This window comes from Methylophilaceae bacterium (assembly GCA_018398995.1).
Taxonomy (GTDB): domain Bacteria; phylum Pseudomonadota; class Gammaproteobacteria; order Burkholderiales; family Methylophilaceae.
Genome location: CP073759.1, coordinates 1,083,783 through 1,108,204, shown reverse-complemented (window position 1 = coordinate 1,108,204; position 24,422 = coordinate 1,083,783). Strand labels below are relative to the sequence as shown.

Here is a 24,422-nt window from a genome sequence, read left to right as displayed (position 1 = left end):
ATGGGCACTATTGCAGACGCCATTATCCACTGGCAAAAAAAGCATGGTAGACATGATTTGCCATGGCAAAACACCACGGACGCTTATGCGATTTGGGTATCTGAAATTATGTTGCAACAAACGCAAGTGACGGCTGTGATTGGTTATTATGCCGCGTTTATGCAACGCTTTCCTGATATCGCCTCACTGGCCAATGCCACCCAAGAGCAAGTGTTGCAATCATGGAGCGGATTGGGTTATTACTCACGTGCGCGCAATTTGCACAACGCGGCACAAATGATTGTTGATGAGTTTAACGGCAGCTTCCCAACCCATTTTGACGATATTATCAGCTTACCTGGTATTGGTCGTTCAACCGCCGCCGCTATTTCAACCTTCGCTTTAGACCTGCCACAGCCCATATTAGATGGCAATGTAAAACGGGTATTTGCAAGGCATTTTTTGATTGAAGGTTGGACAGGAAAACCCGCTATTCAACAGCAGCTATGGTCCATTGCAGAGCAAGAAAATCCTACACACAATGCAATTGCCTATACCCAAGGCTTAATGGATTTAGGTTCATCCATTTGTACGCGCAGCAAGCCAAAGTGTCATGTTTGCCCTTTACAGATAAGCTGTCAGGCACTTGCTCATAACAAAATAAACAGTTTACCGACGCCCAAACCTAAAAAAGCATTACCGCAAAAAGAAACCACCATGTTAATTATGCAAATGGGTAAACAAGTTTTATTAGAAAAAAGACCGCAAAATGGTATCTGGGCAGGTCTTTGGAGTTTGCCTGAAATCAGTCATAGCGAGATTGCCACTGAAGCAGCAAAACAACAATATGGCCTAGAAACAGAACCAGAAGAAACGCTTCAAATAGTGCATCATGCATTCACCCATTACAAACTAGCTATTACACCACAACCACTCACCGTAATCAGCACAAACAAACAAACAGCGCCCAATGCAATCTGGATGCCAATAGAAGAGGCCATTGGCGCGGCCATTCCCACCCCTGTCAGAAATATACTGCTCAAGTTAATGCAATAAATCGCTAAAAGCGCTATTAACACCACGTTTATCAGATGTCGCACCTATTATGGCCGCCCCGTGAGTGAAATACTTAGCTATTACTCGATTAATCAGCCTAAGATCGGGTTGCACTGGATGCCTTCCTATCTCTTATCACAAAGATTGCTCAACAAGGCTATCTGGTTACCACTTCCCTTCCAACGAAACCATGAATCTGCGCATGACGTTTTCATCAGTGGCAAGTTGCCAATCACTAATGCCTTGTATAAACCTATTCTGCATGCGCGTATCTGCTTTCAATAAGTTACGTGCTGTAAAGCGTATATTGTAGGTGGGGGATAGTTTATATCGCAAATAGGCATCTAGCATGGTGATTGATTCAGTAAAACCCCGTTGCTCGTTTGGAATACTGGTTTCGCTGCGCCCTGATATAACGGCCGTCATACCATAGGTGGTTTTAAACTTTGGCAAACTCTGCTCTAAGCCCATGTTTAATATATAGTGAGGCGTGTCACGCGCCATCCGCGTTGTGCCCAACCGTTCATCGTCCACACGGCCATAAGGCAATGTAAGATGTGATTTTAACGTCGCCCCCGTCCAGCCAAAACTATCCATCTTTACTTTAGCATCTAGTTCAATACCATAATGTATTGCATCGCCTTCATTGAAAGGTCTATCCACCCAACGAACACCTTCTTGCTGCACACGACGCTCAATAAAATCGTTGGTAGCGCGCAGATAGATATTGGCGCCGAATACACCCAAACTTTTTGGCAGATAATGCTCTAACACCGCTTCAAAATTGATATTACGCTCAGGACTCAAGTTTGGATTGCCACGTCTATCTGCTTCTACAGGCGTATTAGGTCCTAGGCTTCGAATCGTGGCATTGCTAATTTCATCTAATTTTGGCATTTTCATACCAGCACCTAACGATGTACGGAGTACCCATCGTTCATTGGGTTGCCAACGTATCGCAATAGATGGCAATAGACCAGTTAGCGTTTGTGACACATTATCCGAGGCTATAGACATGTTCTCTAAGCGCAAACCTGTGGTGAGTGTAAAACTGTCTTCGGGCGTCCAATCATCTTGTAGCCATAAAATAGTATCTCTCGAAGCAGCACGGAAATCACCAGCAGAAGCTAAACCACCGACAAATAATTGTGCATCTTCACGCCTAACTTTAACAAACTCCATACCTGAGGAAAGAAAATGTGTGTCTACAATTGATTGGTCCCAGCGTAAGGCGGTGTTGAACTCATCATTAGTCGTACGCGACCTTTCTTCAAGTCTGGTTAGCAAATTAGTAGGGCCGCGTATATCACGTTTTGTATCTACATCATTTTTATCTTTATTGAACGCCATGTGCCCAGATAGCTTGCCATGTTTTGTAAATTTCATCCCTTCTGCGCGCAAACGCCATAGACGTTGCGTACCTGTTTCGCGTAAATTGCGATTGCCCAGATTGACAAAACCACCTCCGCTGACAGGATCAATATTTGGTGTAACATTGGTCTGACTACTGATGTCAGTTGGTCCATAAAACAACATAGGTGAAACCGTCAAATTATCAAGTCCATCTTTCCAAGTGAATCGAGGTGAGAACATGTGTTTGCCTAATTTTGATACGCCACGGGCCTGCTCTTCTTGCCAAAATGAATTTACACCAGCAGCGCTGAACTGCCTAATTGTGCTTGAGTTAATTGGTGAATGACGCAAATTAGAAGTAAAAGGCAGACTCCATGCAAAGTTTTCTGAGCCGCCATTTTCCGTCCATGAAAACTCTGAATTAGGCTCATCACCTCGCTTACCTAAGCCAAACTTAAAGGCAGTTGATCGTTTAGGTAGAGCCTTTTTGCTGATTAAATTGACGGTTAATGCAGAAGCACCACCAAATTCGGCCGATGACCCACGTAAAATTTCTACACGGTCTAACTGTTCTGCAGGTAAACGTTGCAACATGCCACTGGCACCACCCACTTGACGTTCACCATCAATTAAAATTTGTATTGAATCACGCGACATGCCGCGCGCACGATTTACCCCACCCTTTAATTCAATACCAGGTAACCTACTAAGCACTTCGCCAATAGTTGATACCCCTAAACTTTCAATTTCAGCGCGTTCAACAATGACCTTTTGCGTTGCAGCATCTCGCCGAATTGTTAGATCATCCCGTTGGCCTGTGATTGAAATTTCCTCCAATTCAATCGTCTCTTCAGCGCGGGTAACCATACAACTGATGCTTAGAAATAAAACAACTAAATATAGCTGCATGACAATTCCCTTATTAGATTCAAATTGCAATCATAACGCAAAACAAAATAATGGCACGTCGACAGTACAGACTATTCCCTGTTTACTGTGAATGTAATCTATGATTATTAAGATTAATTTAATCTGATTTGCCCATAGGCATGCGTTTTTCTTGTTCTCATTTTATTTTTTTGTGCTTTCCTTTACCAACTATACTTGCTTATTCATGGTGCTAATTCAGTCTATATCTAATCGATACCGCGCCGCGTACATCGCCAACTTGATAATCGCGTGCAATGTCATTTGGATAATATTGATCCAATGCATTTTTCACTTCAGTCGAGATGTCGTTTGTTTGACCATGGCAAGCTAAGCACATTGGTTGCACTTTAATTGCTTTGGCATAGCGATAGTAACGTGCGTTATTTTCTGTGGTTATTTGGCTATATTCTAAATTGGCTTTTGCAGGATCAGCGCTTTGTTGTTGCAGAAAGCTCTGTAATACTTTTTCTTCCCAAGCATCTGGTATGCCTTGCTGGCGATTCCTGGCTTTAGTCGAAACACGCGTCACCGTTTTTTTATCAGTGGAATATTGTTGCGCAATCGTGGGTGCGACCTCTTTGCAAAATGGGATAGCGCTGACTATACCTTGGCTTTGAATCTGCTGTTTAAGTGTGCCACCGAGTTGTTGGGTAAAAGCTTGGGTGGTTTTTTGTGCGTCATGCAAATAGGTTTGATTATCAACTGTTTGTGTTAGACAACCACTTAGCAAAAGTACGGATGTAATCATTAATTTTTTCATGGGTTACCTTATTTAATTAATTGTTGGGTGATGACGCACTGGCTTGATCATAAGCAGTAATTGCATCTGCTGCATACATCAGAGAAGGCCCACCACCCATATAAACTGCCATCCCCAAGGCTTCGATTAGTGCTTGTTTACTGACGCCTAATTTAACTAAAGTTTGGGTATGAAATCCAATACAACCATCGCAATGTGCAGCTACGCCAAGTGCTAAGGCAATCAGTTCTTTGGTTTTTTTATCTAATACACCGTCTTTTGTTGCACTGCTAGATAACATGGCAAATGCCTGCATGACCTCTGGCGCACCATGGCGCATTTGTTTTAATCCAGCAGAAATACTATTGGTTAACGCTTTATATTGCTTATCCATTTTCTTGCCCTTTTCAATCTATTTAAGAACATTATATATTATTATATAATGATGGATGGATATTGATATAGGTCAAACATAGCTCGGATAGCTATGTTTGATGTGTAATCTATAATATAAAATAGATGAATAGGCGTTGAATATAAGGGTAAACTTACATTGTTTTAAGCGTTATCTAATGTTACACTCAGATGGCCGATGATACTTTATTTGAAATTTATGCCTTCAATTATAATAAAACTATTCGATGGTTATAATTTCTTTATTTGCCACGCCAAATCCAATTCCAAACTACTTATCAGTAAGCTAGCTTTGAACTTTTGGCAGTCAACTAATATCAAAGTTGTTATTAAAGTTTCCATAATATTTGTCGTTAACGATGTTTGTGGACCAAAATGCATATGACAAAAAAAATATCAATTTTACATATTGATGACCATGAAATACTAAGAGACTGTCTAAAGCAATTGATCTCGCTTGAGGGTAAATATGAAATTACGCATCAGCTAGATTCTACCAAAAATACGCTTGACACTCTGAGTAAGGCCAATATCGATATTTTAATTTCAGATATTTCTGTAGATGGTACAGATATGGTCGCTTTCATCAAGCGTATAAAATCCAGCTTTCCCGCTATACCAATCATTGCTTTAAGCATGCATGAAGATTTGTATGTCATTAAAAGTATATTAAAAGCGGGCGCCGATGCCTATGTATCAAAAAAATCACCTTATGTAGATTTAGTACATGCCATTGAGTCAACCATTGCCGGTAAAAAATATATTTGCCCTGAGACTTCGCTTTTGTTTGCAGCATCAGTGAGTCTTTATGAAAACAAATCACACGAAAAACTAACCTATCGTGAATTTCATATTTTCTCCTTACTTGCACAAGGCACAAGCGTCAATGATATAGCAAAAAGTTTGAACTTAAGTCCTAAAACCATTAGTAGCCACAAATCAAGAATGATGGAAAAAATGGCGTTTAAAAGTAATGCCGATATGGTTAAGTATTATTTGGAAAATGTTCTACATGAATAATCACTATTACGGCTTACCTGAAACACACAGGCTACAATGCATCTGAAAAATAACGATTAAAGCTAGTGTTAATGCTGCAAAACAGCTTACGATTTGCTTATGTTGATGCTTGTTTTTTTGCCGTGTAACCTATAGTTTTACCAATTAAGGTGAGCGAGAACCAATTGATGTAGATGGATACTCTGCTACTTCTTTTGCTTTATCTCGATCCATCTGCTTATTGTATCGATTCTGACTAATTAAATTTGATTGAGCATCCTGTTTCGGTTTGCGGTATCCAATCCCAGAGGCCAATCCATGCGCTTGCATCAAGCGATAAACACGATTTACACCAATCTGCTCACCCAATGCTCGCAAATTGCTGTGCACCTTACGATAACCATGCACGCCACCTGACGCCAGCCAGGATTGTTTGATTAAGCTTGCCTGACGCTGATCGTTTTTATCTCGGATAGATTGTGGCTGTTTAAGCCAGGCATAAAAGCCACTTGGGTGTACTTCTAACATCTGGCAAAGCCATCTTGTTGGCCAATTGTGTTGATGCTCTTTAATAAAGGCGTATCTTAATCGCACAGCTTCATGCAATAATCCTCGACTTTTTTTAAGTAAATCACGCTCTTCTCTGGCACGTTTTAGTTCTTTTCTTAACCTGCTCATTTCTACTTGATCGGCTAACTGCGCTTGATGCACACTTGCGTTGGGACCAAATTTTTTCAGCCATGAATAAAGGCTATCTTGCGAAACATGCAACTGCTTTGCTACGTCCGACACCACTTCTCCATGCTCTGTAATGCGACGAACTGCTGCTAATTTAAATGCCTCCGGATATCGCTTCCCACTCATTTTCACCTTTCTTGACTCAATTAAATGTCGTTTACTATTACCTACGCATTTAGCAGTAATGGACTATTAATCTAATATGGAATACTCAATGAAACTTTTAAGCCTGGCATATCACTAGTAGCATCAAGTTTGGAGAACTCAACCATACCGTTCAACATTGCCACTCTGTGCTGTAAACCTACGATGCCATTTGAGGTCATTGCTGATAGATTGGTATTGGCAGGAAGGCCAATGCCATTATCTTCTACCACTAACCGCAGCCTGAGGTTTTTTTGATAAAAAGTAACTCTGACTTCCGTTGCTCTAGCATGCCGAACGATATTGGTAATTAATTCTTGTATGATGTGATGGAGCTGCCTCCATTTAACATGCGAAATCGTAACGCTTTCGTCCATTTCACCAAAGACAACCCGCATTGGTGATTCATTAAGTCGGGTAAGAAATTCTTTTTTGATTTTAAATGCGATGTCAGTCTCAGTGGTAGCTGGACGCTTTTCATTTATTACTTCTGATACAGCATTATGTGCATCTTTGATTTTAGTTTGAATAGCCGAAATTAAACGTAACGCATCTTCATTTTTATCACCGACAACAAATTTAATCGCTTCTGAATTAAGTTGGATAGCCGAAAGAATTTGCCCAAGTTCATCATGCAAATCTCTGGTCATTCGCTCCCTTTCTAATTCAATGAGCAAATCTAATTCATCGTTGTGTGGGATCAAATCTAGTGGAATAATTTCTTGCTTCACTTGCATAAAAAACCTCATTCTTAATTAAAGATTAAGTGACGGTAGTTTAAGTCGCTTGTTTTATTCCATCATTAGCTTCACTTTAAAAATCAATTGTTAACAAAATTATTAATTTGCTTGTATGCACTCAAAACTCGGCTTATTTTTGAATGTTTTGAGAATTTAAAATTTAACGACTAAAACTTTTTCGTGAATTGTTTTTTCACACATACTATTCAATTACATATAACAAGTAAAACATGCCTGCCTTATCACTTAAGTATTGTTGATTAATTACACGTGTTAAAGATTAAAAATGCAAAATTTTACTTTTAATGCAAATGATTTTACGTAGGCGAAACCTTAAATAGGCATCAATATAATATTTAAGCATTTTATTGAAGAGATATTATAAACAGATAGTTACGACTAATGATGTTACTTATCCTTAATAAAAAGTAAGGAAATGCTTAAAGTGATAAAAAATGTAACTTTGAACTACCTAAACTAATATTACTTATATATTATTGCCCAAAGTGTAGTGGTAATGCTCATTTCCATTGAACATCACCGAAAAAATGTTAGGTTTCTTTAATTTTTTAAAGAATTTATAAAGTTAATTAATGGAGGTAGGTAATGAATAAAACAGAATTACTAGCACGCGTCTCTGCAGAAACAGGCGTTTCTCAAGTAGTCGCTAATAAAGTGATATCAGCAACTACAGATGCAATTAAGAAAAGCTTGTCTCAAGGCGAAGCAGTTCGATTGGTTGGCTTTGGCACATTCAAAGTGAGTCAACGAAAAGCAAGAGTAGGGGTAAATCCACAAACTGGGAAAAAAATTGAAATCCCTTCTCGCAAAACGGTGAGATTCCTATCAGGCAAAGATACTAAAGCAGGGGTGAATTAATTATTTTATTCACTTAACGTAGCACGTGAATGAGATAAATCGATTACATCACTTTGCATCATTAATTTGAGCAGTTCAGTTTGACCTGCTCAAATTAATTTTGCAAGCTACTTCATATCAATAACAATGCAATTATTGCCCGTTTAAGTTTCAGCCAGTTCTGCAGGCCTTAATGATTCATGAGGCTGAAATACAGCAATAACCCTCTTTTTCTTGTACAAAGTTAAGGATTCCCTGATCACTTCAAGCAAGATTTGTAGCGTACTCTTGAATCATTCAAGACTTGTGTCGCTTAAAAAAATATGGCACTAGATTAAGCACATTCCGTTGTTTGCATTTAAACCAAGATTAAAAGAAAGCATTTTATTTTATGCGGTTATCAGCGCTTACCAAGGCGGTTGAAATTAGTAAAAAGTTAAAACTAGATCTTGGTCTTTATCAATATAATATCCGAGGGTTATACGTCTTAACCCAATCATCAATGTATGGCGCTATTATTTTGTTGTTATGCTTAGATGTGGCTAGCGCAAGAAATACGATTTTAAGTAATATCCAATTCTTACTAACCATACTAATTATTTTTATATTTTTTAGTGGTTTAGCATTCAACTGCTTAAGAATACTCAGCAAGAAAATGAGTTTGTATGCCAGGATAATTGCATACTATATGTTCCCCATGATGGCTGCTCTAACTGGCTGCATATGGTTCATCGGCAGAATTTGATACCGGTTAATCCCTAATCAATGACCAACTAAACATCTCGGCAATAGTTCAAAGAAGGTTGTTTCTGATGCGATTTAAAAACAAGCATTTTATTGAAAATGATGCTTTAAATTTAAATAATAAAGTCAAAAGACTTTATGAAGTAGAATACATCCATATAGATACCGAAAAGCTGAGCGTTTGTCTTGTGCATACTTATAATGCACTAGCAGCAACCATTATTACTATAAAGCGATTAGCTAAAAAGGGTATCGAAGCGCATAAAATACAGATTCTATCAACAACCTGTATCCAGACCAAAAAGCGTACTCAAGCAATCTTTAAAGCATCTGGCAAACGCTGTCAAATCATTACGATTGATGTCTTTATTTGCTCAATTCTCAAAATAATTCTTCGACGTGTCTTTTAATGTTAGCTGCCATTGTTTTAGTGGGTAAATCGTTGGCATCATGGCCAAAAGGGTCTTCAATCTCTTCTGCAATTAACTCTAAACTCGCTAATACATAAAAAATAAATACAACAACTGGAATGACATAATAGCCCAGACTAAATACGTATCCAAAAGGCAAAGTCATCACATAAAAGAAAATGAATTTTTTGATAAAAGAACTATACGAATACGGTATTGGTGTGTTTTTAATTCTCTCGCATGCGCCACAAATATCAGTAAAAGATTGTAGCTCGGCGTTCATTATGTAAAATTGATGTCCACTTATCTTACCTGATAAGTAAAGTGCATTTACTCGATGAAATAACATTTTTGCGACTTGGTTGGGTCTGTGTTTTTCATTATCGATTATCCAATCATCTAACAGCATGTTGCTGGTTTTTTCATTTAACAAATGGGTAGAAAGTATTGATGCATAAGCAGGAATTGCGCCTTTAAAGAAATCTCTATCACTTTGTTCAACACACAAGACGGCAAGCTTAAGCGCCAAATTACGGCTATTATTAACAAGTGCTCCCCATAATTTTCTGCCTTCCCACCAGCGCTCGTAAGCGGTATTGGTTCTATATGCCAATAATAATGACAATACAAAACCGACTGTGGTGTGCATTAAGGGAATATTCTTAACATGGCTTTCATCAGAAAGCTGCCAATAAGCTAACTCTAAATAGGCGATGCCACCAGCATAACACCCAATAAGAATCATCATCGGAATCAACTGCCGGAAAGTGTCTGACTCATGAAAGCGGAAGATAAAAATAAGCCAGTCTTTTGGGTTGTATTGAACCATTTTTAATTGCTTGACCTGTGTTGAAAGTTTGTAATGAGTCTATCATGACAAGCGCGCAAAAAGAGCAACCATCTTAAGCTATCGATGGTTATTTCAGGCATTGCTAGGATTGATCGATATGATTGTACTTTATTGTTAGTCATGGTTTATTGCAACTAACATGTAGGCATTTATCGTTTCAGCCGTTTTGTATTAGCTTTTACAATAATCAGTTACTAGCACATCAATAGCATGCAGCCATAAACTATTTGCCATTTTTTTTGGCAATCAAACTCAATATAAACGCTTCTAACAAAACAAAATCAACTGGTTTAAAAAAGTGTTGAACTGTCGAGGGAAAAACGCTCGTATCTGGAAGGTCATCAGGCGTCAATGCCGTTATAACTGCAATATCAAGCTGATTAAACTGCAACGATGTTTTTAAATACTTGACCAAATCAAAGCCGTTGATACCCAACATATTCAGGTCTGTGATCAGTAAATCTGGCATTTTACGACCAAGATTTATCATACCGTCAAAACCATTACTAACAATATCTAAGCCAATTTTATATTTCCAGTCTGTAAAATAAAAAGTAAATAACTTTCTTAATTTTTCGTCATCTTCAACGAGTAAGATATTGAATGCATTATTGGTGCTGTTGAGTGTGCCATTGTTAGCAGCGAGCGCTTGCTTTCGTTTTTGTATAACCGCTTCAATAGACGCTATTTAAACCTTGCGATGGCAACCCGCCGTTTTCCAGGCTCGCAATACGCCAGACTCAACCCATAATTGGATCGTTCTTAATGATACATTGAGCATATAAGCAGCAATTCGTGTTGTTACATAGTGATCAGTTTCTAAGGTAGATGTTATTGTCATTGATAACCACATCGATATTAGCGTTGTAAAGATTAGTTTAGTCGTTATTAAAATACTTAAGCTTCAATTTATCATAACATAAATAGCCACTATTTTACTAGACAAAAATAAGCCTTAATAAAATTGTTTAATAGAGATTTATCTAGCATAAAAATCAATCTCTCATTGTGTTTTAGCCATTTGATTAGATCAGCCATCAAAGCACATATTGTCTCTATTATTTGAAATCAATTGGCTTTTAGTTAGGCACGAAACCGCAAGGTTTCATTGGTGATGAGCAATATCATTTTGCTCTTGATTGCAGTCATTACTGCGCTTTAAACAAACCTAGCGCCATTAGTTTAGCGTGAAGTTTGGCTTCAATCATTTGATAGCCGGCGGCGTTTGGATGCACATAATCGGCTTTTAACGCGCTATTAGATAACACTTCAGAGAAGACTTCCTCTACTAACGCCACATTAGTTTCTGCCGCCAATTTTGCGTACAAAGGGTGATCACTCAAACCAACCAAAGCGGCTTTAACCGGCTGATAATTTGGTATTGCAACTAATATTGCTTGTACCTTGTTCAATTTTGCAACTTGAATAATGGCGCGGATGTTGGCTTCAGTTTCTACAACATTAATATTGCGCAAAAAATCGTTTCCTCCCAACACAATCATTAATAATGTCGGCCGATGTGTTGCCAATAATTCAGGCAATCGTGCTAACCCTTGTGCACTTGTGTCGCCAGGCACACCTGCGTTCACAATATGCCAATCCGTACGCTCTGCTAGTAGCGAAGGATAATCTTCCCCTCTAGCGGCACCTTTACCATAACTTAGGCTATCACCTAATATAACCACTGTTGAACCTGCAGGAATAGCTGCTAACTGTTGACTAGTAGTACAAGCTAATAGGCTCAAAGTGAATAAACAACAGGCGATACATTTTTTCATTGGATTCCTTTATGCAGCAGGCATAAAAAAAGTAGCCGCAGCTACTTTTTTATCATGATGAGTAATCTTGATCCCAGCTATCTTCCCACATACAATGTTTTACTTTTTGGCGATTTGCAATCAACTCATCAATACTTGGCTCGTCATTTAATGCACGTTTAATCGCAAGCTTAGTCGCCTCATAATTGTTTTTATACATATCTTTTTTATCTAAGTTAGGGTCTTTCGCTGCACCTGGATCAATCCATACCAAGCTAATAATACATAAATCATTCACTTGGTCTTTTGGAATAATCCCTTCGATCACACAATCCAAAATTGCATCGGCTGTTGCTGCTTGCACTAAACCACCGAACAATTCGATATTAGCAGAATCTTTTAATGTTACTTTTGGCACTGTCATGCAAACAGGACGTACCATTTGATTAATGTCGCGCACAGCAAACATGGCTGTATGGCCTTTAGATTGTTGCATCAAATTAGCAAACGCTTGACCAACTGGGCCATCTACCGCGCCGATTAAAATTTCCGGCATTGCTGCAGAGGTATCTTTACCCTCTGTATATAAGGTTGCTTCACCAGCTTTAAAAATAATTTTTGACATAAATACCCTTTAAAAATGAACTGAAAATCAATAAGAAATTATACAATTTTAATGCTGCAACTTAAATCTTTAGTTGCATATCGACATGTGGAATATTGGCATCTAAATAAGTATCACTACTCACAACAAATCCAGCTTTTTCATAAAAGCGAAGAGCCTGTGTTTGTGCTGAAAGTGTCACTTGATTTAAATGTTGCTGCTTATAAAATTCGATGGCTGATTCTAATAATGCCGTTCCCACACCCAATCCACGCTTTTCTGGCAGCACCGCCATACGCCCGATAATGCCTGAAGACAATAGTCGTGCGCAACCAATTGGCTTTGCTATCTGCTCAACCGCTAACAAATGCGTAGCATCAACATCTAAACCATCCCATTCTAATGTATAAGGGACATGCTGCTCTAAGACAAACACTTGCTCACGAATCAGCTTTAACTGTGCTTCATGAGTAGCCCAAGTTACCGGTTTAATATAAAATTCTTGCATCGCGTTTTGTATTACTTGCAGTCAATAGTGCTTACAGGCATTATGCATGGATAATTTAAATAAGTGAATGAAGGATAAATGATGCAAAAATATCAAATAGCTGCAGCACGCATTTTACTCGCCATGGTTTTTTTAGGCCTAGTGCTATTACGTTTAACCGCAATTATGAATAATCCTGATGGGTATCTGCAATATCAAATCACCTTAGGCCAATTTGGCTTACCAACGATTTTTGCTCCTATTCTGATTCTCATACAACTTGTTGCCGGAATCGGACTATTAGTTGGGCTTAAAACGATATTATGCGCCAGAGTGTTAGCTTGCCTGGCTGTATTTTTAGCATTGGTACTTGGCACAAAAATTCCTGAAGTGTTCTTTTTATATATGGGTATTGCTGGTGGCATGTTATTACTGAGTGTGCATCCACAAACACCTTTCAGTCTGGATAATCTAAAAAATAAAGCTTGATGATTGGTTAAAAGCGGCTAAGCCGCTTTTTTTTATTCCCATTCTAATGTGGGATAAATCGTATTGATGTTTCTACGGTTTGCTACATCAAACAGCACCCATTTATCTTTCTCGCTTGCTGCGGCGGTATCCATTGCTTCAGCTAAACCGACATCGTTCGCGATCGCTGCACGCACATCATGTAATAACACGTTTAAATAACCCAATTGATTATCAATAGCTAACACCCAATTACTTGTTGATTGACCATGACCAGGCACGACGAACTTGATACTAGGATGCGCTTTTAACTGTTCCAATGTTGCAATCAAGCCTTTAATATCACCTTCAATGACTGGCGTACGCGCTATGAAAAGTAAATCTCCCGTAAATAATGTCTGTGTTTTAGAATCAATCACCGTAATATCAGTGTTGGTATGGGCATTTGGATAAGCTTGCAATTTCAGCTCCCTATCACCCAAATCAAGCGTCAATAGATCTTTAACTACTAAGGTTGGAATCACAATATCACTGCCTGTTGCGTTATCACCCAAATATTTTTCATTCAGTTTTTTGTAACCTTCTTCGCGCAATTGCATAGCTTCGGCTAGAAATTCATGTCCAACAAAGGTTGGTTTATCAGCAATAAAGGCGGCATTACCAAAAATATGGTCAGGATGCACATGCGTATTAATCACATATAAAATGGGTAGTTGGGTAATTGCTGCAATTGCTGAGCGTAATTGCTTTCCCACTTGTAAACTGCCTGCGGTATCAATAACAGCGACGCCTTTGGAGCCAACCACCACACTAATATTACAAATATCGCCTTGATAACCAACATCAATATCCAAATGCTCACCGTGATGGACATAAATGCCATCACCCATATCTTGTAAGAAGCCAACTGGCATACTTTCTGCACAGGCAGACAACATTAACAGTAGTAGTATTTTGATTAAAGTCTTCATTATTTTGTCGCTTTACGTTTTTAACGGTTAAAATATAATGCTTTTCGTACAAGAATGTAGTGACGATTGTCACATATTACATCAACTAGACTGGCATTTTATTGAGGGGAAAGCATGAATAAACGTTATACAATTACAGCTATTATGTTGCATTGGCTGATTGCCGCAGGCATTGTAGGCATGTTTGCTTTTGGTTGGTACATGACGGAATTGCCAAGAGAAGCACCAGAGAAAACTGCATATGATTTATTCGACTGGGGCATTTACACTTGGGAGCTTACCAAACCAGTTTCACCCAGAACTTTTTATTTCAATCTACATAAATCAATTGGTATTACGCTCCTTGGTCTGATTATTATTCGTGTTCTGTGGCGTCTGAGCCACCAACCACCTGCAGCATTAACAAGTTATAAAGCATGGGAGCGCAAATTATCAACGAGCGCTCATCACTTACTTTACTTATTAATGTTCATCGTTCCAATCAGTGGTTTAATTATGTCGATTGCGGGTAAATATGGCGTAAAATGGTTTGGACTAGATTTTATTGCTGGGTTTGAGAACAAAGCAGTACGAGAAATTTTTCATGAAACACATGAAATTGCAGGGCTTATATTTCTAGCCATCATCATATTACATATTGCAGGTGCTTTAAAACATACGTTTATTGATAAAGATAAAACCATGAACCGCATGCTGCCCTGAAACAAAAAAGCGCCTAATGGCGCTTTTTAATGTGCTTTGCATAAAACTAGTATCTTTTTTTTCTAGGTGTAAAACTATTACTACCTTGCTCAATATGCCTAAATGTAATGCGACCATTATTAATATCATATGGCGACAACTCTAACGTTACGTTATCACCCGCCAAGATACGGATATGATTTTTTTTCATCTTACCACCAGCGTAGGCAATCAACTTATGATCATTTTCTAACGTCACACGATAACGCGAATCTGGTAACACCTCTGTTACCACACCATTCATCTCAATTAATTCTTCTTTAGCCAAATAACTCTCCGAAATCTTTCAAATTGCTTATAATTAGGGACGAAGTATAGGCTTAGATGCCATGTTTAGCAACAAAAACACCAAAAAAGCGGCTTTTTTATGCTTTTTTTGCAAAAAAATGCAATTTCCACTTGTTTTTATTCTTATTTGCGTGTACAAAGCGTACTAAGGCGTTGGATTTTTCAATTTTAAGTCAGTAGGCATTAGATTTTAAAACCCAAGTTTTCAGGGTGCCTCCCTATTTAAAGTATGAAAGATATAAGACATGGCAACAGGAACAGTAAAATGGTTTAATGATTCAAAAGGTTTTGGGTTTATTACGCCAGATGAAGGTGGTGACGATTTATTCGCTCACTTTTCAGCAATCGTTGATAGCGGTTACAAAAGTTTGAAAGAAAACGAAAAAGTAACATTCGACGTTACTGATGGTCCAAAAGGTAAACAAGCTTCTAACATTCAAAAAGCTTAAGTTTGCAATAAAACCTGAGGTGTAAAAACCTCAATTAAAATGACCCATTAATTGGGTCATTTTTTTTGCTTCAGATTAACGATGGTATTGTAGACTGTGTTTGCGCACAGCCTCCAAAAAAGCAGCGGCATTTTCTGGGGGCGTCCATTGCGTAATGCCATGACCTAGATTAAAAACATGTCCGTTACCATGACCATAGCTAGATAAGATATTAATCACTTCTTTTTCTATCGCTTGTGGTGTTGATAATAAAACTGCAGGGTCTAAATTACCTTGCAGTGCTACTTGCTTACCCACGCGCACTCTCGCTTGACCAATATCTATCGTCCAGTCTAGTCCTAATGCATCGGCACCAGACTCGGCTTGTGCTTCTAACCACAGGCCACCACCTTTGGTAAACATCACAGCAGGCACTTTTCGACCATCTGCATATTTGGTTAAACCAGCAATAATCTTTTTCATATAATGCAGCGAAAATTCAATATAAGCATGGTGTGAAAGTGCACCACCCCATGAATCAAAAATCATCACGGCTTGCGCGCCAGCATCAATTTGTGCATTCAAATATTGAATGACGGTTTGTGCCGTTGTTTCTAAAATGTGATGCAATAAATCTGGGCGTGCATACGCCATTTTTTTTGTTGTTAAGAAGTCAGTACCGCCTTTTCCTTCAATCATATAGGTGGCTAGGGTCCAAGGGCTACCAGAAAAACCAATCAAAGGCACGCGCCCATTTAATGCTTTACGAATGCTAGATACCGCATTAAATACATACTGCAGATCAGCCATATCTGGCACAGTCAGCTTTCTAATATCGGCTTCTTGTTGTAACGTTTTCTCAAACCTTGGGCCTTCACCTGCCTCAAATGATAAACCCAAACCCATAGCATCAGGAACAGTTAAAATATCTGAAAATAAAATAGCCGCATCTAGCAATGGATATCGATCTAATGGTTGTAATGTCACATCTGTCGCAAATTGTGCGTTTCGACACAAATCCATAAAACTACCTGCATCTTGCCGCGTTGCTTTATATTCAGGTAAATAGCGTCCAGCCTGACGCATCATCCAAACGGGCGTGTAGTTAGTTGACTCACACATGAGTGCTTTTAAAAATGTATCGTTTTGTAATGCTTGCATATTGACTCTTTTCAAAAAAATTGGGGATACCGCTTTCGTATCCCCATTATCGTACCGCTATTATTTTTTGTTGCGTAATTTGGTTATTTAGCGTGGTAACACTGATGAGCCCATTAAATACTCATCTACCGCTCGCGCGCACTGTCTGCCTTCACGAATAGCCCATACAACGAGTGATTGACCACGACGCATATCGCCAGCAGCAAATACTTTATCTTGACTGGTGTGATAGCAACCATCACCATCAGTTGTTGCTTTTGCGTTACCGCGATTGTCTTTTTCTACACCAAATGCATCAAGCACATTTTGTAACGGTGAAACGAAGCCCATTGCCAATAAAACTAAATCTGCTTTGATGATAAATTCTGAGCCTGGTACTTCAGCCATTTCGCGACCTTCCCACGCTAGCTTGACACCTTTTAGACCAGTTACTTTGCCGTTTTTACCAATTAATGCTTTTGTGCCCACAGACCAATCACGCTCTGCACCTTCTTCATGCGAGCTTGATGTGCGCATTTTAAGCGGCCAATTTGGCCATGTTAATGCACGATTTTCTTGAACTGGCGGTTGTGGCATCAATTCAAACTGGGTCACACTCGCTGCACCATGACGGTTAGAGGTGCCCACGCAATCAGAGCCGGTATCACCGCCGCCAATCACCACAACATGCTTGCCCGTGGCTTTTATTTGGTTGGGAATATGATCGCCAGCGACGACTTTATTATTAGGTGCTAGAAAATCCATGGCAAAATGCACACCGTCTAAATCGCGCCCAGGCACAGGCAAATCTCGGGGGTATTCTGCACCACCAGCCAATATAACAGCATCATAGTCGTTCAATACATCACTTGCTTTAACGTTTTCACCTACGTATTGATTTGTTTTAAAAGTGACGCCTTCTGCTTGCATTTGTGCCATACGGCGGTCAATATGCAACTTTTCCATCTTAAAGTCAGGAATACCGTAACGCAATAATCCACCTATACGATCATTCTTTTCAAGCACTGTAACATCATGACCAACACGCGCTAATTGTTGTGCGGCAGCTAATCCAGCAGGGCCTGACCCTACTACGGCTACTTTTTTACCCGTTTTATGAGGGTTGATTTGTGGAATAACCCAATCGTTTTCCCATGCTTTATCAATAATGGCATGTTCGATGGATTTAATACCAACTGCATCATCATTAATATTTAAGGTGCAAGCTGCCTCGCAAGGCGCGGGACAGATGCGTCCTGTAAACTCTGGAAAGTTGTTTGTGGAATGCAAGACATCAATCGCTTGCTTCCAGTCTTGCTGATAAACCAAGTCATTGAAATCGGGGATAATATTGTTGACTGGGCAGCCAGATGTACAAAATGGAATACCGCAATCCATACAGCGTGCGCCTTGTACTTTTGCTTCTTCATCACTCAAATGCAGCACAAACTCTTTGTAATTTTTTACGCGCTCTTGAACGGGAATATTAGCTTCCGCTAGTCGCTCAAACTCTTTAAATCCTGTTACTTTACCCATTATGCGGCTTCCTTACTGGCTAGTGCAGCTAACTCGGTTAGTGCACGTTTATATTCAATTGGCATTACTTTAACAAATTGCGCTCTTTGCTTATCCCAATCTGCCAAAATAGCTTTAGCACGTTGGCTACCTGTTAATTCTGCATGATGCTGAATTAAGCGTTTTAAGATGTTCTCATCAGGCTGACCTAAGTGTTGTACCTTGCCAATATCAGCATCAGCCGACTCAACCTTTTCTAATGCCACCATGCTCATGTTGCAACGTTTAGCAAATTGACCATCTACATCATAAACATAGGCCACTCCACCACTCATGCCAGCTGCAAAATTTTGTCCTGTCAAACCAAGGACAACAACTGTACCACCAGTCATATATTCACAGCCATGATTACCAACACCCTCAACAACGGTTGATGCGCCTGAATTACGGACACAGAAACGCTCACCTGCTACACCGCTAAAATAGGTTTCACCCGCTGTAGCGCCGTACATGACCGTGTTGCCAACAATAATATTTTCATGTGAAATACCGCGGAATGCAGCAGGTGGTTTAATAATAATGCGACCGCCGCTCAAGCCTTTTCCGACGTAATCATTACCCTCACCTATTAAAGTAAACGTAATACCTTTGGCTAAAAATGCAGCAAAGCTTTGACCTGAAGTACCCGTAAAATTAATATTAATGGTGTTGTCAGGCAGTCCAGCGTTACCATATTTGCTTGCAATTTGATTGGACAGCATGGTACCTACTGTGCGATTGGTATTCACTATTGGTGTATCAATCACGACTTTTTCGCCGTTTTCAATGGCTGGTTTTGCTTTTTCAATTAGACGATTATCGAGTGCATTAATTAATCCATGATCTTGATCATCAACATGGTGTCTGGCTACACTGGCTGGCATATCTGGTAGATGGAAGATTTTGCTAAAATCCAAACCATTAATTTTCCAATGATCAATACCAGCTTGCATATCAAGCAAATCTGCACGTCCAATTAAATCGCTGAATTTAGCAATGCCGATGCTTGCCATTAATTCGCGAATCTCTTCAGCGACGAAAAAGAAATAATTAACAACATGTTCTGGCTGGCCGGTAAACTTCTTGCGCAACTCTGGATCTTGTGTTGCAACACCCACTGGACAAGTATTTAAATGACACTTGCGCATCATAATACAACCTTCAACAACCAACGGCGCTGTTGCAAAGCCAAACTCATCAGCACCTAATAAAGCGCCAACCACTACATCGCGCCCTGTTTTCATTTGACCATCGGCTTGGACAATTACACGTCCACGTAATTGGTTTAAGACCAAGGTTTGTTGTGTCTCAGCAAGGCCTAGCTCCCATGGTGTACCCGCATGCTTCACCGAAGTGAGTGGCGAGGCGCCTGTTCCACCATCATGGCCAGCGACCACAATGTGGTCTGATTTTGCTTTTGCTACACCAGCTGCTACAGTACCGATACCCGTTTCAGAGACCAACTTAGTCGAGATAGTTGCATTTGGATTTGCATTTTTTAAGTCATGAATCAATTGCGCCAAATCTTCAATCGAATAAATATCATGATGTGGTGGCGGAGAAATCAACCCAACGCCCGGCACACTAAAACGTAACATCGCAATATACTGGCTCACTTTATGGCCTGGTAATTGACCACCTTCACCTGGTTTTGCGCCTTGCGCCATTTTAATTTGAATTTGATCAGCACTTGCTAAATATTCAGCCGTCACACCAAAGCGACCACTAGCGACTTGTTTAATGCGAGAACGCATTGAATCGCCTGCTTTTAATTTAACATCAGCTTCAATAAATTCTTGACCAAATACTGCAGACATGGTGGTGTCTGTCGCAACAGGAATATAGCGCTTTTTATCCTCACCACCCTCACCAGTATTGGATTTACCACCAATACGATTCATTGCGATAGCCAATGTTGCATGTGCTTCTGTTGAAATTGAACCCATTGACATTGCACCGGTTGCGAAACGTTTAACAATTTCTTTGGCTGATTCAACCTGCTCTAAAGGTATCGCTTTTCCTGCAGGTTTAATCTCAAACAAACCACGCAACGTCATATGACGACGTGTTTGATCGTTAATTAATTTTGCATATTCTTTATAGGTTTCATATTGGTTGGTGCGTGTCGCATGTTGCAATTTAGCGACCGATTGCGGCGTCCACATATGCTCTTCGCCACGCACACGATAAGCATACTCACCGCCTGCATCTAACGCGTTGCTAAGAACGGGATCATTACCAAAAGCGGCCTGATGTAAACGCAACGCTTCTTCCGCAACTTGCTCTAGGCCTATCCCTTCTATTTGTGTTGTCGTGCCTTTAAAGTATCTATTAATAAATTGTGAATTTAAACCAATCGCTTCAAAGATATGCGCGCCACAATATGACTGGTAGGTAGAAATACCCATTTTTGACATCACTTTATATAAGCCTTTGCCAATGGCTTTAATAAACTTCTCGCAGCTTTCTACTGGTTGATCAGCAATACTCGCAATGGTTTTATACGTTAACCATGGGAATACTGCTTCCGCGCCATAACCTGCTAGCAAAGCAAAATGATGTACTTCACGTGCAGATCCTGTTGAAACGACTAATCCTGTTTGCGTACGCAAACCAGCTTCTACCAAATGCATATGCACTGCCGACGTCGCTAATAAAGCAGGAATAGCCACCATATCGGCATCCATATTCATGTCATTCAACACGATGATATTAAAACCATTTGCTACTGATTGCTCGGCTTTTGCACACAACGCACTCAACGCAGCCGACATGCCAGCAACGCCTTGCGAAACTGGATAACAGATATCCAATGAGATTGCGTTGTAATCGCCGTTCGTAATGGATTTAATCGCCATAATTTTGGCAAATGCGTCTTCGCTTAATATCGGCTGACTACCTTCTAAGCGCGGATCTGGCTTGGTTTCATTCATCTCCAGCAAGTTGGGTTTTGGCCCTAAGAATGTCACTAAAGACATCACCATTTCTTCACGAATCGGATCGATTGGTGGGTTAGTGACTTGTGCGAATAATTGCTTAAAGTAGTTGTATAACACTTTAGGTTTGCTTGATAACACCGGCAGCGCTGCATCATTACCCATAGAGCCAGCAGCCTCTTCACCGTTTTTAATCATCGGCTCGAGCAAGAATTTAATATCTTCTTGCGTCATGCCAAATGCTTGTTGCGTATCTAACAAGCTTGCTTTCAAATCAAACTTTGCTTCCACTTTTGGCAAATCAGCAATATTGTAACGGGTTGCGTCTATCCATTGACGATAAGGCTTGGCTGTTGTTAATGTACTTTTGACTTCTTCATCGTCAATGATACGGCCCTGTTCCATGTCAATCATCAACATCTTGCCTGGCTGTAATCGCCATTTTTTGACGATTTTTTCTTCTGGGAAAGTTAACACTCCCATTTCAGAAGCCATCATCACGATATCATCATCTGTCACTAAATAACGCGCTGGTCGTAAGCCATTGCGATCGAGTGTGGCACCAATGATTTTGCCATCGGTAAATGCTACTGCCGCTGGCCCATCCCATGGTTCCATAATCGCAGCATGGTATTCATAGAAAGCACGCCTATCATCATCCATAATGGTTTTTTCACTCCAAGCTTCTGGAATCATCATCATCATGGCATGCGGCACACTATAGCCGCCTGCAACTAATAACTCTAAACAGTTATCAAAACAAGCAGAATCTGAACGACCTGGCACAATTAATGGCCACACTTTTTCTAAATCTTCACCCAATAACTCAGAATGCATTGCCGCATGGCGTGCAGTCATCCAATTCACATTGCCTTGCACAGTATTAATTTCACCATTGTGCGCAATCATGCGGAAAGGGTGTGCCAAATGCCATGATGGAAAAGTATTTGTTGAGAAACGTTGGTGCACTAACGCCAATGCAGATACCACACGCTCATCTGTCAAATCTTGGTAATACACACCCACTTCATTGGCTAATAACATGCCTTTATAAACGATGGTACGCGAAGAAAGAGAAGGCACATAAAAATAAGCATTGTCTTGGATATTCAATGCACGTACTGCATGTTCGATACGCTTACGCATCACATAGCATTTACGTTCAAATGCATTTTGATCATCAAAACTACTACCAATAAATAATTGACGCATCATCGGTTCAACATCGCGCGCTGCTTGTGCAATGTTGCTATTGTCTACAGGCACGTCACGCCAACCGATCAGTTGCTGCCCTTCTTCTTGCAGAATATTCTCAATCACGCCTTCGCATTGCGCTCTATTGCTTGATACTTGCGGCAAAAATAAATTACCAACAGCATATTGCCCAACGGGTGGCAACGTAATGTTTAATTTCGCCATTTCATCGCGCAAAAATGCATCTGGAATTTGCATTAACAAGCCAGCACCATCACCTAACTTAGGGTCATAACCTGTTGCACCACGGTGTGTTAAGTTTGTGAGTAGCTCCAAACCCTGTTGAACAATTTGATGACTCTTTTTGCCTTTAATGTGTGCAACAAAACCTACGCCACAGGCGTCGTGTTCATTATTCGGGCTATATAAGCCTTGTTTTGCTGGTGCTAATTTAGCGATTGCTGGTCTTGTCAATTTAGAATCCTGCTGATTAATTGAATTGTTTATATCCATACTCTATTCTCAAGCATTACTGTACATTTAGCGGAACCTTCAATAATACCGTTAAATACGCTTGCTATCAATCACATAGCGCACGTTAAGACTGTTTTGTCGCTAAAATAGTTTGAAAAGCTTTTTCTGCTGCTGCTAACGTTGTTGCAATGTCGGTATCTGTATGCGCTGCAGAAACAAACCCAGCCTCAAAAGCAGACGGCCCGAGATAAATACCACTCTCTAGCATGCTGTGAAAAAAAACATTAAAAGCGGCTTTATCTGATTTCATTACTTCATCAAAGCAGGTTGGACAGACCTCACTAAAATATAACCCAAACATACCGCCAACGCTTTGCGCACTGAAAGTAACACCTACTTTTTTAGCTGTTGTCATTAATCCATCAACCAATTTTTGTGTCTGTGCTGCCAGCCGTTGATGAAAATGAGGTACTTGAATTAATTCTAATGTTTTAAGCCCCGCTGTTACTGCCACTGGATTGCCGGACAAGGTACCAGCTTGATACACCTTACCTAATGGAGCTAAACCAGACATAATATCTTTGCGTCCGCCAAAAGCGCCAACAGGCAGGCCACCGCCAATTACTTTACCTAATGTTGTCATATCAGGCTTAATGCCATATAGCGCTTGGGCGCCGCCAAGATGTACGCGAAAACCTGTCATGACCTCATCAAAAATCAGTACTGATCCGTACTTGGTGCATAAATCACGCAAGGCTTTTAAAAATGCTTCTTTTGGTTTAACCAAATTCATATTGCCAACAACGGGCTCAATAATGACGCATGCAATTGCATCACCCGACTGCTTGAATAAGGCTTCTAACTGCTCAATATCGTTATAAGGTAATGTTAATGTATTTGCTGCCACTTCGGCTGGCACACCCGCTGAATCTGGCTCACCGAACGTCAGCAAGCCAGAACCCGCTTTAACCAATAGCGAATCCGCATGGCCATGATAACAACCTTCAAATTTGACGAGTTTGCTGCGTCCGGTAAATCCTCGCGCAACACGTATGGCGCTCATGGTGGCCTCAGTGCCTGAGCTCACCAAGCGTATTTGCTCCATACTAGGCACTAATTTGTTAATGGTTTCTGCCATTTCCAACTCTAAGCCTGTAGGCGCGCCGAACGATAAACTATTCGCAGCCACTGCTTGTACGGCTGCGATGACTTCAGGATGGGCATGACCAAGTATCATCGGCCCCCAAGAGTTAATATAGTCGATGTATTCTTTGCCATCCACATCCCAGAGTTTAGCCCCTAACCCTTTTTTAAAGAAAATAGGGGTGCCGCCCACACTACGAAAAGCGCGGACTGGCGAATTAACGCCACCTGGAATGAGACGTTGTGATTGTTCAAAAAGTATTTGATTTTGTGAATTCATGGT

The 24,422-nt window shown here is 40.1% G+C and carries 24 protein-coding genes; 7 read left to right on the top strand and 17 right to left on the bottom strand.

Features of this window, described 5'->3' with window-relative positions:
- Complete coding sequence (mutY, locus tag KFB94_05730; protein ID QVL44813.1) at nt 1-1,035, top strand: A/G-specific adenine glycosylase; 1,035 nt, start codon at nt 1-3, stop codon at nt 1,033-1,035.
- Between the two features lie 165 nt (nt 1,036-1,200).
- On the opposite strand, the gene KFB94_05725 is transcribed toward mutY, so the two are convergent.
- The 3 genes from KFB94_05725 to KFB94_05715 all read right to left on the bottom strand — a co-directional run bounded on the left by KFB94_05725 (nt 1,201) and on the right by KFB94_05715 (nt 4,451).
- Complete coding sequence (locus tag KFB94_05725) at nt 1,201-3,297, bottom strand: TonB-dependent receptor (protein QVL44812.1); 2,097 nt, start codon at nt 3,295-3,297, stop codon at nt 1,201-1,203.
- A gap of 211 nt (nt 3,298-3,508) precedes the next feature.
- Complete coding sequence (locus KFB94_05720; protein QVL44811.1) at nt 3,509-4,078, bottom strand: DUF3365 domain-containing protein; 570 nt, start codon at nt 4,076-4,078, stop codon at nt 3,509-3,511.
- Between the two features lie 16 nt (nt 4,079-4,094).
- Entirely contained in the window at nt 4,095-4,451 is a 357-nt protein-coding gene (locus KFB94_05715; protein ID QVL44810.1) for a carboxymuconolactone decarboxylase family protein, read from the bottom strand.
- Between the two features lie 401 nt (nt 4,452-4,852).
- Here KFB94_05715 and KFB94_05710 point away from each other — a divergent pair, with 401 nt between their 5' ends.
- A complete protein-coding gene (locus KFB94_05710; GenBank protein ID QVL44809.1) occupies nt 4,853-5,491 on the top strand; it encodes a response regulator transcription factor in 639 nt (212 codons plus the stop codon).
- A gap of 144 nt (nt 5,492-5,635) precedes the next feature.
- On the opposite strand, the gene KFB94_05705 is transcribed toward KFB94_05710, so the two are convergent.
- Together KFB94_05705 and KFB94_05700 are read right to left on the bottom strand one after the other, a co-directional pair.
- Nucleotides 5,636-6,334 carry a transposase gene (locus KFB94_05705; protein QVL44808.1) on the bottom strand — a complete coding sequence of 233 codons (699 nt, stop codon included), beginning with the start codon at nt 6,332-6,334 and terminating at the stop codon, nt 5,636-5,638.
- Nucleotides 6,335-6,405: 71 nt separating this feature from the next.
- Complete coding sequence (locus KFB94_05700; GenBank protein QVL44807.1) at nt 6,406-7,089, bottom strand: hypothetical protein; 684 nt, start codon at nt 7,087-7,089, stop codon at nt 6,406-6,408.
- 609 nt (nt 7,090-7,698) lie between these two features.
- Here KFB94_05700 and KFB94_05695 point away from each other — a divergent pair.
- On the top strand, nt 7,699-7,971 hold the full coding sequence (locus tag KFB94_05695) for an HU family DNA-binding protein (GenBank protein QVL44806.1): 273 nt from the start codon (nt 7,699-7,701) through the stop codon (nt 7,969-7,971).
- A gap of 791 nt (nt 7,972-8,762) precedes the next feature.
- Nucleotides 8,763-9,104: a hypothetical protein gene (locus KFB94_05690; GenBank protein QVL44805.1), complete on the top strand. Its 342-nt coding sequence runs from the start codon at nt 8,763-8,765 to the stop codon at nt 9,102-9,104.
- Here KFB94_05690 and KFB94_05685 read toward each other — a convergent pair.
- The 6 genes from KFB94_05685 to KFB94_05660 all read right to left on the bottom strand — a co-directional run bounded on the left by KFB94_05685 (nt 9,076) and on the right by KFB94_05660 (nt 12,823).
- Complete coding sequence (locus KFB94_05685; GenBank protein QVL44804.1) at nt 9,076-9,933, bottom strand: hypothetical protein; 858 nt, start codon at nt 9,931-9,933, stop codon at nt 9,076-9,078. The genes KFB94_05690 and KFB94_05685 overlap by 29 nt on opposite strands.
- Before the next feature lie 244 nt (nt 9,934-10,177).
- Nucleotides 10,178-10,642, bottom strand: coding sequence for a response regulator (locus tag KFB94_05680; GenBank protein ID QVL46584.1), 465 nt, complete (start codon nt 10,640-10,642; stop codon nt 10,178-10,180).
- Nucleotides 10,643-10,795: an excisionase family DNA-binding protein gene (locus KFB94_05675; GenBank protein ID QVL44803.1), complete on the bottom strand. Its 153-nt coding sequence runs from the start codon at nt 10,793-10,795 to the stop codon at nt 10,643-10,645. It abuts the gene before it with no gap.
- Between the two features lie 307 nt (nt 10,796-11,102).
- Nucleotides 11,103-11,732 (bottom strand): arylesterase, encoded by a 630-nt coding sequence (locus KFB94_05670; protein QVL44802.1) that lies wholly within the window; start codon nt 11,730-11,732, stop codon nt 11,103-11,105.
- Between the two features lie 52 nt (nt 11,733-11,784).
- Complete coding sequence (gene fae, locus KFB94_05665; protein ID QVL44801.1) at nt 11,785-12,336, bottom strand: formaldehyde-activating enzyme; 552 nt, start codon at nt 12,334-12,336, stop codon at nt 11,785-11,787.
- Between the two features lie 61 nt (nt 12,337-12,397).
- Nucleotides 12,398-12,823, bottom strand: a complete 426-nt coding sequence (locus KFB94_05660; protein ID QVL44800.1) for a GNAT family N-acetyltransferase — start codon at nt 12,821-12,823, stop codon at nt 12,398-12,400.
- An 81-nt stretch (nt 12,824-12,904) separates the two neighbouring features.
- Here KFB94_05660 and KFB94_05655 point away from each other — a divergent pair, with 81 nt between their 5' ends.
- A complete protein-coding gene (locus KFB94_05655) occupies nt 12,905-13,291 on the top strand; it encodes a DoxX family protein (protein ID QVL46583.1) in 387 nt (128 codons plus the stop codon).
- Nucleotides 13,292-13,323: 32 nt separating this feature from the next.
- Here the strand turns inward: KFB94_05655 and KFB94_05650 are convergent, their stop codons facing one another.
- Complete coding sequence (locus tag KFB94_05650; protein ID QVL44799.1) at nt 13,324-14,241, bottom strand: quinoprotein relay system zinc metallohydrolase 2; 918 nt, start codon at nt 14,239-14,241, stop codon at nt 13,324-13,326.
- A 114-nt stretch (nt 14,242-14,355) separates the two neighbouring features.
- Here KFB94_05650 and KFB94_05645 point away from each other — a divergent pair, with 114 nt between their 5' ends.
- Complete coding sequence (locus tag KFB94_05645) at nt 14,356-14,943, top strand: cytochrome b (protein QVL44798.1); 588 nt, start codon at nt 14,356-14,358, stop codon at nt 14,941-14,943.
- A gap of 46 nt (nt 14,944-14,989) precedes the next feature.
- Here the strand turns inward: KFB94_05645 and infA are convergent, their stop codons facing one another.
- Entirely contained in the window at nt 14,990-15,250 is a 261-nt protein-coding gene (gene infA, locus KFB94_05640; protein QVL44797.1) for a translation initiation factor IF-1, read from the bottom strand.
- 265 nt (nt 15,251-15,515) lie between these two features.
- On the opposite strand from infA, the gene KFB94_05635 reads away from it, so the two are divergent.
- Complete coding sequence (locus tag KFB94_05635) at nt 15,516-15,719, top strand: cold-shock protein (GenBank protein ID QVL44796.1); 204 nt, start codon at nt 15,516-15,518, stop codon at nt 15,717-15,719.
- 75 nt (nt 15,720-15,794) lie between these two features.
- Here KFB94_05635 and KFB94_05630 read toward each other — a convergent pair whose 3' ends face one another.
- The 4 genes from KFB94_05630 to hemL form a co-directional block, all read right to left on the bottom strand.
- On the bottom strand, nt 15,795-16,859 hold the full coding sequence (locus KFB94_05630; protein ID QVL44795.1) for a uroporphyrinogen decarboxylase: 1,065 nt from the start codon (nt 16,857-16,859) through the stop codon (nt 15,795-15,797).
- Nucleotides 16,860-16,946: 87 nt separating this feature from the next.
- Nucleotides 16,947-18,374, bottom strand: a complete 1,428-nt coding sequence (locus KFB94_05625; protein ID QVL44794.1) for a glutamate synthase subunit beta — start codon at nt 18,372-18,374, stop codon at nt 16,947-16,949.
- A complete protein-coding gene (locus tag KFB94_05620; protein QVL44793.1) occupies nt 18,374-23,035 on the bottom strand; it encodes a glutamate synthase subunit alpha in 4,662 nt (1,553 codons plus the stop codon). Before KFB94_05620 ends, KFB94_05625 begins: the two co-directional genes overlap by 1 nt.
- A gap of 85 nt (nt 23,036-23,120) precedes the next feature.
- Nucleotides 23,121-24,419: a glutamate-1-semialdehyde 2,1-aminomutase gene (hemL, locus tag KFB94_05615; protein ID QVL44792.1), complete on the bottom strand. Its 1,299-nt coding sequence runs from the start codon at nt 24,417-24,419 to the stop codon at nt 23,121-23,123.
- Nucleotides 24,420-24,422 lie beyond the last annotated feature (3 nt).